Source organism: Mycobacterium sp. E3339 (assembly GCF_001666915.1).
Lineage (GTDB): Bacteria > Actinomycetota > Actinomycetes > Mycobacteriales > Mycobacteriaceae > Mycobacterium.
The window spans coordinates 1-10410 of record NZ_LZIZ01000255.1; the positions used below are offsets into that span (position 1 = coordinate 1).

The 10410-nt window shown below is 68.7% G+C and carries 11 protein-coding genes and 1 pseudogene; 4 read left to right on the forward strand and 8 right to left on the reverse strand.

Going from position 1 to position 10410, the window contains the following annotated elements; translation table 11 throughout:
• A partial coding sequence (locus tag A5702_RS24670) for a DoxX family protein (RefSeq protein WP_197506689.1) occupies positions 1–205 on the forward strand: 205 nt, incomplete at its 5' end.
• 6 nt (positions 206–211) lie between these two features.
• Here the strand turns inward: A5702_RS24670 and A5702_RS24675 are convergent.
• Positions 212–1012 carry a ketosteroid isomerase family protein gene (locus A5702_RS24675; protein ID WP_067815922.1) on the reverse strand — a complete coding sequence of 267 codons (801 nt, stop codon included), beginning with the start codon at positions 1010–1012 and terminating at the stop codon, positions 212–214.
• Positions 1006–1566 carry a pyrazinamidase PncA gene (gene pncA, locus A5702_RS24680; RefSeq protein ID WP_082459967.1) on the reverse strand — a complete coding sequence of 187 codons (561 nt, stop codon included), beginning with the start codon at positions 1564–1566 and terminating at the stop codon, positions 1006–1008. Before pncA ends, A5702_RS24675 begins: the two co-directional genes overlap by 7 nt.
• Before the next feature lie 95 nt (positions 1567–1661).
• Here pncA and A5702_RS24685 point away from each other — a divergent pair, with 95 nt between their 5' ends.
• Positions 1662–2618, forward strand: a complete 957-nt coding sequence (locus A5702_RS24685; protein WP_055404999.1) for a DoxX family protein — start codon at positions 1662–1664, stop codon at positions 2616–2618.
• On the opposite strand, the gene A5702_RS24690 is transcribed toward A5702_RS24685, so the two are convergent.
• The 3 genes from A5702_RS24690 to A5702_RS24700 are packed head-to-tail and all read right to left on the reverse strand — an operon-like array spanning position 2590 to position 6629.
• On the reverse strand, positions 2590–3126 hold the full coding sequence (locus A5702_RS24690; RefSeq protein WP_369817978.1) for a gluconokinase: 537 nt from the start codon (positions 3124–3126) through the stop codon (positions 2590–2592). The genes A5702_RS24685 and A5702_RS24690 overlap by 29 nt on opposite strands.
• Entirely contained in the window at positions 3093–5105 is a 2013-nt protein-coding gene (locus A5702_RS24695; protein ID WP_068224611.1) for a phosphotransferase, read from the reverse strand. The genes A5702_RS24690 and A5702_RS24695 overlap by 34 nt, the downstream gene beginning before the upstream one ends.
• Positions 5106–5123: 18 nt before the next feature.
• Positions 5124–6629: a carboxylesterase/lipase family protein gene (locus A5702_RS24700; RefSeq protein ID WP_055399486.1), complete on the reverse strand. Its 1506-nt coding sequence runs from the start codon at positions 6627–6629 to the stop codon at positions 5124–5126.
• A gap of 80 nt (positions 6630–6709) precedes the next feature.
• Here A5702_RS24700 and A5702_RS24705 point away from each other — a divergent pair, with 80 nt between their 5' ends.
• On the forward strand, positions 6710–7381 hold the full coding sequence (locus tag A5702_RS24705; RefSeq protein ID WP_055399484.1) for a hypothetical protein: 672 nt from the start codon (positions 6710–6712) through the stop codon (positions 7379–7381).
• On the opposite strand, the gene A5702_RS24710 is transcribed toward A5702_RS24705, so the two are convergent.
• Together A5702_RS24710 and A5702_RS27110 are read right to left on the reverse strand one after the other, a co-directional pair.
• The gene (locus A5702_RS24710; RefSeq protein WP_068224614.1) at positions 7368–8327 is read right to left on the reverse strand and encodes an SDR family NAD(P)-dependent oxidoreductase; all 960 of its coding nucleotides are present in this window, start codon (positions 8325–8327) and stop codon (positions 7368–7370) included. The genes A5702_RS24705 and A5702_RS24710 overlap by 14 nt on opposite strands.
• On the reverse strand, positions 8324–9538 hold the full coding sequence (locus A5702_RS27110) for a cytochrome P450 (RefSeq protein WP_068224617.1): 1215 nt from the start codon (positions 9536–9538) through the stop codon (positions 8324–8326). Before A5702_RS27110 ends, A5702_RS24710 begins: the two co-directional genes overlap by 4 nt.
• A gap of 92 nt (positions 9539–9630) precedes the next feature.
• Here A5702_RS27110 and A5702_RS24720 point away from each other — a divergent pair, with 92 nt between their 5' ends.
• Positions 9631–10200, forward strand: a complete 570-nt coding sequence (locus A5702_RS24720) for a TetR/AcrR family transcriptional regulator (protein ID WP_068224619.1) — start codon at positions 9631–9633, stop codon at positions 10198–10200.
• A 70-nt stretch (positions 10201–10270) separates the two neighbouring features.
• On the opposite strand, the pseudogene A5702_RS26050 reads toward A5702_RS24720, so the two are convergent.
• Positions 10271–10410: pseudogene (locus A5702_RS26050) on the reverse strand (TetR/AcrR family transcriptional regulator); the annotation flags it as partial.

A 10410-nucleotide genomic window follows, 5' to 3' on the forward strand; every position in this document is an offset into this window, starting at 1 on the left:
GGTCAAACTGGCCGGCGCGACCGGGCTCGTCGTGGGCCTGGTGGGCCCGCCCGTGTTGGGCGTCGCGGCCGCCACCGGCTTGGTGCTGTTCTTCGTCGGCGCCGTGGTGACGCACCTGCGGGCCGGCGTCCTTTACAACATCGCGTTTCCGGGGGCGTACCTGGGCATGTCGGTGGCGGCGCTGGCGCTGACGCTGCTGCGTTGATCGCGGTCAGGCGGGGAAATACCGGATCCGCCGGATGGCCTCGCCCCGCGAGGCCATGTCGGCGAACAGGATCCCGCGCGCATGGCCGGAGTCGACCGAGACGGTGACCGTGGGGCCCGCGCCGATTACCTTGGTGGCCCGTGCGCCGTCCAGTCGCTCGACCAGCCCACCGAGGCCGAGCGCGTCCTGGTCACCGAGAGTTATTGTGGCGCTTGGCGATAGCGCGCACCCGGCGGCCGCCCGGTTTCCTCGCGCGGCCGCCTCCAGGAACGTCTGCACCCGTCTGCGGTGCCGCGCACCCGCTCGCCGGAATCCGGCGAGGAAGCCGGCCGTGCCGCGCAGCCGCTGATTGGTCAGCAGGCCCCGCGACAGTTGCAGCCCGGGCGAGACGGCGCGTGCCCCGCCTCGCAGGAATTGCAGCATCATCGCGGGCAGCGCCCAATAGGCCCGCAGCTCGCCAATGCGCCACTCGCCGTTGATGTTTCGCAGGTCGTATCGCAGCACGGCCGGAATGCGCATCGTGACGGCGGAGCCCATGGCGACCTCGAGCTCGAGGTCGCGCAGGACGACGGTGCCGACGACGATGTCGAGGTCGCGGTGGAACGTGATGTCACGCGGGCCGATGAAGGTGTCATAGAAGCGGCCGATTGCCTCGTGCCCGATGTGCGGCCGCGACCCGACCGGATCCTCGACGCGGCCGTCATCGGTGAACAGCGCCACCCATCCGGCGCGATCGTGCGCGGCGGCGGCCCGCGGTGAGCGTTCGACGGCGGCGAGGAGTTGCTCCCGTGTCAGCTCGCTCACGATCCGCCGACCAGTTCGATGCCCGCGGACCGCATCTCCGCCAACGCCGCCGCGGCCGAATCCGCGCCGACGGCCGCGGTCAGGTCCACCAGCACCCTGGTGTGCAGGCCCGCCCGCGCGGCGTCCTCCGCCGTCCGCCGGACGCACTGGTCGGTGGCGATGCCGACCACATCCACCTGGTCGACCCCGCGTTGCCGCAACCAGTCCAGCAGCGGGGTGCCGCTGGGATCGACGCCTTCGAAGCCGCTGTAGGCCGCGGAATAGTTCCCCTTGCGGAAGACCGCCTCGATGCGGCTGGTGTCGAGGTCGGGCCGGAAGTCGGCGCCCGGGCTTCCGGCGAGGCAGTGCGGGGGCCACGACGACGAGTAATCCGGCCGGTCGGAGAAATGCTCGCCCGGCTGGATGTGAAAGTCCTGGGTTGCTACCACATGCTGGTAGCCCTGCTCGCGGGCCAGATAGTCGTTGATGGCGGGCGCCACGGCGGTGCCGCCGGTCACCGGCAGCGAGCCGCCCTCGCAGAAGTCGTTTTGCACGTCGACGATGATCAACGCCCTCACCCGGTCCACCCTATCGGTGTCGCCCGCGATGGCGGTTGTGCTGGGCTTATGGGGCGAGCGGTTTGTCCGCCAACCAGTCGGGTAATCCACCGCCCATGGTCATCCGGAGAATCGCGCGCCCGTTGCTTTCAGTGGCTTTCATCGGCCAGGGAGTCAATTCCCTGCTCAACCCCAAATCGGCCGCGGCCGCCGCCGCCCCCGCGGTGGATGGTTTGCAGGCGCTGCCGAATTCGGTCAGCGGCAACATCCCGAGCGACCCCGAGACGTTCGCGCAAATCAACGCGGCCGTTCAGATCGGCGGCGGCCTGCTGCTTGCCACCGGCAAACTGCCGCGCGTGGCGTCGGCCGCGCTCGCGGTCACGGTGCTGCCGGCCAACCTCGGGGCGCACTCCTTCTGGAACGAGAGCGATCCGCAGGCGAAAGCCCAGAAACGTCAACAGTTCCTCACCGACCTCAGCCTGGTGGGCGGGCTGCTGATCGCGTCCGCCGACACCGCGGGCAAGCCGTCGCTCGGCTGGCGTGGCCGCCGGGCGGCCGAACGGCTCTCCGAGCGCGTGTCGTCGGCGCTGCCGGGCTCGGACGACGACACCGACTTCTCGGAGTTGGGCGAGAAGATCGTGCACGGCCTGCAGATCGGCGCCGAACGCGGCCGCGAACTGGCCAGCACCGCCGCCGAACGCGGCGCACCCTACGCCGAGGCGGCGCTCGAACGGGGCCGTGAATTCGCCAGCACGGCCGCCGAGCGAAGCAAGCCGCTGGCCAAGAAGGCCCGCAAGCGCGGCGAAGAACTCGCCGACGACGCCGCCGACTGGGCCGCGCCGTTAGCCAAGAAGGCCCGCAAGCGCAGTGAGAAGCTGGCCAAAAAGGCGCGCAAGCGCGGTGAGGATCTGGCCAGCACGGCCTTGGATCGCGGCGAGGACCTCGCCGAAACCGCTCGGGCGCGGGGCGGCTACCTCGCCGACACGGCCCGCGCACGCGGCGGCTACCTGGCGGACACCGCGCGCGACCGGCTCAACGAGCAGGTCAAGGCCGGCCGTCGCAAGCTTTCCTGAGGTACTCGTCGACGATCGCGTCGACGTCCTGGGCGGCGTCGACGGTGGTGCCGGACTCGTCGGCGCCGAGCGGCTCCAGCGCGCCGAACTGTGAGCTCAGCAGCGTCGCGGGCATGAAGTGACCGGTCCTGGCTGCGAGCCGGGCGCCGATCAGTTCCGGTGTGCCGGCGAGGTGAAGGAATTCGACCTGCGGGCAGTGCGCGCGCAACTGGTCGCGATAGCTGCGTTTGAGCGCCGAGCAACTCGCCACTGAGCCCTCGGGGTGGCTCGCCAACCACTCGCCGACCTTGTCCAGCCAAGGGCGTCGATCGTCGTCGTTCAGGGGTTCACCGGCTGCCATCTTGCCGATGTTGGCCCGCGGGTGCAGCGTGTCGGCGTCCACGAAGGGAACCCGCAGGCGCTGCGCGAGCGCCATACCCACCGTCGACTTGCCCGATCCCGAGACGCCCATCACCACGACCGGTGTCGCTGCGTTCACTCGGCCTTTCCGGCGAGGTTGCGGTTCCATTCCACCCAGCCGACCCCGTACCGGCCGTCGGCCGTCTTGACGGTGGCCCAGGCCCGCGGGAACTGACTCACCCGCCCGTCGGTGGCCGTCAGGAGCACGGGTGCGTGACCACGCACCTCGACCTCCGCGGTGAGTCCGCCCGGGCTGAGAGTCAAAGTGGTGCCCAGCGGTAACCCGTTGGCGCCGAAGGATTCCCGCGAATCCAACGTCTGCAGCTCGGTGAGCGACCCATCGGCGTCCTGGGAGTAGCCGATGCTGAAGGCCGGTGCGCCGGGGATTCGGATGTTCACGCCGTGCAAGTGGGCGCCGTCGTCGAGGTGCAGCGCGCTCCAAATCCAGTCCATGCTCCACCAGTCGCGTACGCCCCAGGAGTGGTCGCGCTGGCCGGGCACGGACTCGAAGCGATAGGCGGCGTCGTCGACGGTGACCGTGCCCGACACCGTGCACGGAATCTCATATCGCGTCGTCAAGCGGTACTTGTAGGGCACGCCGTCGGTGGTCCAGACCAGGTTCATCGTCATCTCGACGGGGGTGCCCGGCTCTCCGCGCAACAACGCCGACGGGTCGGGGTAAGCGTGCGCCCGCGCCCGGATGTCGACGCGATAGGTCTGCAGCGGCGCGGGCGCACAGTGGCCGAGTTCGAAGGAGTCGGTGCGCAATTCCCACGGGTCGGCCGGCAGCGGCACCTGCGCATCGAGGGCGACGGTCGGCAGGTCGGGCCCGCACAGCAGCGCGTGCACCCACGCCGTCCGCTCGTTGGCGACCAGGCCGAGGCGGAACCACCCGCCCAATCCCTGTGGCGCATCGGCGAAGTCGGCGTACCAGCTCTCGCTCCACAGCGGTTCGGCGGTCGGAGCGTGCGCGAGTTCGTCCTCCTCCGAGGGCCGCAAGGGTTCGGGTGTCTGGGCGGCAGGCAGCGTCGCCAACGCGTCCGTGTCGAGCACATGATCGCAATGCCGTTGCAGCATCGTCATGAACATCCGGTCGCCGCGCTCGGTGCGCTCGACCAGCATCGAGGAGACGATCGCCATCATCACGCCGAAAAAGCCCTGCCGGCGAACACCTTCGGTGACGTCGCCGAGCGTGAGGAGTGTTTGCGGCCCCAACGCCTCGTGATACGCCCGCAGCAGCGCCTCGTACTGCTCCCGCCGATCCGGCGTCGGCAGCGCACAGCCGAGAAAATAGGACAGGTCGGTCAGGGCCGGCCCCCAGGAAACGGTCTGCCAGTCGACGACCGTCAACGGCCGGTCGGCGCCGGCGGTGCCGAACAACAGGTTGTCCAGTCGGTAGTCGCCATGCATCAGGCCCTGGACGCGGTCCGGCGCCGATTCGGCGGCCAGATAGCCGTCGAAAGACGCCACCAGGCGTTCGCACACCATGCGGTGCTCCGGCGCGATCTGGTCGCCGTAGCGGTCGATGAAACCGGCGTACAGCGGCGCGATCATCGCCTGATTGAGCGGCGATTCACGGTTCAACCACGGTGCCTCGGCCAGCGTGGTGTCGCCGAGCAACGGGCCGTGCAGCCGGCCCAACTCCACGACGGCCAGGCGGGCCTGTTCGGTTGTCGCACCGGCGATTTCGTCCCCGACGACCGCCGGCCCGGCATCGCCCAGCAGCAGATCGAACGCACCCGTCGAGGTGTCGACGGCGGCGTGGTAGCAGGGCGCTATGGGCCCACCGAGTCGGGGCGCTATGTCGCCGTAGAAGCGCACCTCCCGCTCGTAAAGGCCCAGAGCCAACCCCGTTTGGCGACTCACCGGGTCGGTGGCCGCCACCTTGAGCACCACCGACCCGGGCCGGTCGGGGGTTGCCGCGCCGCCGGCGTAGTTGAGCCGCACGCGGTAGCACTCGCTCATCTGTCCGGTGCCGATGCGCTCCACGGAGAAGTCGTCGATATCTCCGGCGCCGATCGCCGCCGACAGCCATGCGGCGGTGAGGTCCCCGGGTCGTTCGATGATTTGTTCGGTCTCGGCATGCATGAGGGTCAGCGTGCCAGGTCACCGCGTCAGGGAGAAGCCATCCCAGGCAATCCGGCGGTGCGGATGTGGGTCGAACTCGACGCGGCTCTTGCGGTCGAAGACCATGACGGCGCGGTCGGCAGTGGTGTAGGCGGGCCAGTCGTGGCCCGGCGCCCCGCTGTGGCTGAACGACCGCCAGCGCCGTTGCACCTGGTTACTGACCCGCAGAGCGGCCCGCCGATCGGCGGCCGCGGTCAACAGCGCACCGAAGCGGGTCCGATAGACGTCGAAGACGGCCAGCAACTCGGTGGCATGCGTGGCGCCCAGGCCCGACCAGCGCAGCGTGCGGGGCGCGTAGTCGTACCGGTACAGGTAGGTGGGCGCGTGCGCGCTGTGCGCCTCGGCGATCTGCCAGGCGGCCGACCCGAAGGCGAAGTCGCCGCCGAGCTGGATGCACGCCGACGGCGCGGGATAATCGGGGTAGGCGGCGGTAATGCGTTCGCGCGCAGACGGTTCCGCGTCGGCCAGCAGCTCCTCGATCATCGTTTGATTGGTCGGCAGCATTTTGAGGAAGCGGGTGAACAAGCGCCCCTCTTCGGCGTTGGTGCCGACGATGAGCGGCACCCGGTGGGCGTTGCCCCGGCGCATCGCCTCGACGGGATCGACGGGCACGACGTCGTCGCCGGCGACCGGTCCGATCGGGAAGGCACCCAGCCTGTCCTCCATCCCTTGGTCGATCAGCCGGTGTTGGGCGTCGACCAACTGCGCCGGGGACGCCTGCATCAGCGCCTCGGCGGCGTTCTCCGGGCGCGCGCCCAGCAGCTCGGCGAACCGCACCGCGAATTCCGCGGCCGTCTCCGACGACCGAACCATGCCGGAGGCCGGACTTTCCGAAATGGCCCGGGCGAACAGGCCTTCGGCGGCGGGCACCGCCAACAGGGTGGCGGTGATGTGCGCGCCGGCGCTTTCACCGAAGATGGTCACGTTCCCCGGGTCACCGCCGAACGCGGAGATGTTGTCTTTCACCCAGCGCAACGCCAGCACCAGATCGCGCAGGAACAAATTGCTGTCGATGGTGATGTGCGGGGTCGAAAGCGACGACAAGTCCAGGCATCCCAACGCGCCCAGCCGGTAATTCACCGACACGTACACACAGCCGCGGCGCGCCAACGCCGCGCCGTCGTACAGCGGCGTCGCCGAGCTGCCCAGGATGTAGCCGCCACCGTGAATGAAGACCATCACGGGCAGCGGCTCTTCGATGGGGGCGTCGGGGGTCACGACGTTGAGGGTGAGGCAGTCCTCCCCCATCGGCTGATAGCGGCCCACCCCGAGCATGGTGTATCGCCGCTGTTGGGGCGCGCAGTTGGCGAAGCCGTGACAGTGCCGCACACCCGACCACGGCTGTGCCGGTTGGGGCGCCCGCAGTCGCAGGGACCCGACCGGCGGCCGGGCGTACGGGATGGAGCGCCAGCGGTGGACGCCGTCGCGGGTGAATCCCTCCACAGTGCCGATGGTGGTGCGTGCACGGACCGTGCGCTGATGCATAACCCGACGTTAGCCGACGTGCCGGCCGTAACGCGCGCGCAGCGCCTTATTTTTCCGTACCTGGCGGTTAGCCTGACGGGATGCGGATTGCCGCGCTGCTCGCCACGTCGGTCCTGGTCGCCGGGTGCTCCCACACGGTCGTGGGCGGCCCTCGCCAGCCGCCCAACACGACGCCGGTTTCGGGATACTCCCCCACGAACGCCGCCCCGCCATCCGCGGGCGCCCCGGGCACCAAGGCGCCCATGTCGGACGTCATCACCTGGATCGAGGCTGGTCACCCCGCGGATCCGGGTCGGTATCACAGCGCGACCCGCGAGGGGGTGACCACGCCACTCGGCGCCGACATCGCCTTCAGCGCGGTGGCCGGCAAGGACTCCTGCATGACGGATTCCAAGCACACCGCCGGCGCACTGCTCTGCCTGGTGAGCCTGACCGATCCGCCGCCCGCGCCCCCGACCGCCTACGGCGCTTGGCAGGGCGGGTGGGTGACCTTCGACGGACAGAATCTGCAGGTGGGTGCCGCGCGCGCCGATCCCGGACCGTTCCTCAACGGCAACGGACCGGAACTGGCCAACGGCGATTCGCTGTCGTTCGGCGACTACCGTTGCCGCGCCGACCAAACCGGTCTGTATTGCGTGAACTACGCACACCAGTCGGCGGCACGATTGAGCCCCACGGGCGTAGAGCCGTTCGGCTGCCTGCGGCCCGCCCCCGCGCCGGACGGCATCGGCACGGCGTTCAGCTGTTCATGATCGTCGCAAAGAGCGCGGCCATCTCGTCGGCGGGCCCACGGGGGACCGTGTAGCCGGCTTCGTCGCGGATCGCGTCGAGGTGGTCCCGCACATCCTCGACCGAAAGCTCCGGATCGAAGAAACCCCTTGTCCTGCCGATGAAGAAGCGCGCGACATGTCCGGCGCCCACCGTGTAGATCTCGCCGGAAACCGGGCAGTCCCGGTGCGTCAGGAAGGCCGCCACGGGGGCCACCCGCGCTGGGTCCAGCTTCTGAAGGTATTGCCCGACAAGGTCATTGAGTACCCCCCGGGCCGCCGGGTCATCTTGCGGGCCTGCTCCGTCGAGCGAGTGCGTGAGCATCCGCGTGAAGGCGATCGGCGCAATGGCGTTGACCTTGATGCCGTGGTCGGCCCCCTCGGCGGCCAACACCCGGGTGAAGCCGATCAACCCGGTCTTGGCCGCGCCGTAGTTGCTCATGCGTTCGGCCCCAAGGATTCCGGCCGCCGAGCAGGTGTTAAGTATCCGGCCGTAGCGCTGCTCGCGCATGGCCCGCCACGCGGGCCGGGTCACCTGAAAGGCGCCCTTCAGGTGCACGTCCAGGAGGGGTTCGAACCGGTCGGGCGTCATGTCTTCGAAGGGCGCATCACCGACGATGCCCGCGTTGTTGATCAGGATGTCGACTCGACCCCAGGAATTCAGGGCGGTGTCGATGATCGACTGTGCGCCTTCGGGACTGGCCACGCTGTGGCTGTCGGCGACGGCCTCGCCGCCTAGCCGGCGGATCTCCTCGGCCACGGCGGCGGCCGCCTGGCTGTCGGCGCCCTCCCCCGTCACGGAGCCGCCGATGTCGTTGACGACGACGCGCGCACCTCGGGAGGCCAGTAGCAGCGCGTGTTGCCGACCCAACCCCCCACCGGCACCGGTGATTACGGCGACCTGATCGTCGAATCGCAGCTCGTTCGTCACCAACTGACCGGAAGCTCCTTCATGCCGTAGATGTTGGCCGCCTTGAATTTCAGTTCGTCCGGCGGCACCGCCAATTTGAGCCCGGGCAATCGGCGCGCCAACGTGGTGAATGCGACCTGCATCTCGACGCGGGCCAGGTTCGCCCCGATGCATTGGTGCACTCCGTACCCGAAGCCCAAGTGCCCGCGGCTGTTTCGGCCGGGGTCGAAGGAATCGGGATCGTCGACGAATTCGGGGTCCCAGTTGCCGGCGAGCAGGCTCATCATGACGAACTCGCCCGCACGGATCAGCTGACCGCCGATCACCACGTCTTCGGTTGCCACGCGGTCGACCTGACTGTGCACGATGGTGAGGTAGCGCATGAGCTCTTCGACGATGTTCACGACAACGGCAGGGTCGTCCGTTTTTCCGAGCCGGGCGAAGATGTCCGGATGTTGCAGCAGCGCAACCGTTCCCAGGGAGATCATGTTGGCGGTGGTCTCGTGGCCGGCCTGCATCATGATCACCGCGTTCATGGCCGTGGTGGCATGGTCGAGTTGGCCGGTCGCGACGTATTCGGTGACCAGACGGCTGATCAGGTCGTCACCGGGTTCCCGTTCTTTGCGTTCGACCAACTCCTCGATGTAGGCGTACATGGCCCCGAATGCCTGGCCCTTTTCCGCGTCGGTGGACTTCTGGTCCAGCCCGGTCGTGGTGTTGCGTTGGAAAAGTTCGAGGTCTTCCGGCGGCACGCCCAGCAACAGCGCGATCACCATCGACGGCACCGGCAAGGCGAACTCGCGCACCAAATCGGCCGGCGCACCGTTCGCGATCATCTGACCGAGATAGTGGTCGACCATGTCCTGGATGTGCGGCCGCATCGACTCGCAACGCCTGAACGTAAAGTTGCTGGTCAACATCCGCCGCAACCGGTGATGTTCGGGGTCGTCGGTCCGCGCGAACATCACCGGGACCTTGTTGTCATCGTCCTTCGGCATGATCGCGTCGGGAATGGTCTTCGCGGACAGGCGCGGGTCGACCAGCGCCGCCCGGATGTCCCGGTAACGACTGACCACCCAGACCGGGTTGCCCTGGAACATCGCCCTTCTCAGCCCCGGTTGTTCCCGCCACTGCACGAACTCGTCCGGGGGCGCGAGCGGGCAGCGGGCGGGCCGGGCGATGGGCAGCACCGGAAGATCGGCGTCGGGGCGCGCCTCGGAAGTTGTTGACATGAACTGCGTTTCCCATTAACTGTCAGATGCCTGCCAGTTATAGAGGGTAAAGCTCGCCCAGGTGGCAGTCAACCGTCAGTTAGGCTGTCACCATGACCGCGGTTGAGGACCGCCCGTTACGGGCGGACGCGGCGCGCAACGTCGAGCGCATTCTGCGCGCGGCGCGAGACGTGTACGGGGAACTGGGGCCGGACGCGCCGGTGGAGGCGATCGCACGCCGCGCGGGGGTCGGTGAGCGGACCCTCTACCGAAGGTTTCCGACCAAGGTCGACCTGGTCTTGGCCGCGCTCGACCAAAGCATCGCCGAGGACCTCACGCCGGCGATCGACAAGGCCCGCCGCGCCGACGACCCGTTGCGCGGTCTCACCCAACTGATCGAAGCGGCGATCGCACTGGGGGCGCGCGAGCACAACCTCCTGACCGCCGCACGCCGCGCCGGTTCGTTGTCGTCCGACATCTCGGCGTCGCTCAATGAGGCGCTGGGCGACCTCATGCTCGAAGGCCAGCGAATGGGCCGGGTCCGCGCGGACCTCGTCGCCGACGACCTGCCCCGCCTCATCGCCATGCTCTTCGGTGTGCTGTCCACAATGGATCCGGGCAGTGACGGCTGGCGGCGGTATGTCGCGCTGATGGTTGACGCAATAGCGGTGAACGAGCGGTAGCCGGGTGGCCTCGAGCCCTGGACGCGTTGCCGGTAAACGCTTTCTGATCACCGACGATCAACTAAACCCCTTACAGGGGCCAGCTATTCGAGTCGACCTCGTAACGCAGCGCCGCCGCCGGCGGCAACGGTAGCCGCTCGTTCACCGCTATTGCGTCAACCATCAGCGCGACATACCGCCGCCAGCCGTCACTGCCCGGATCCATTGTGG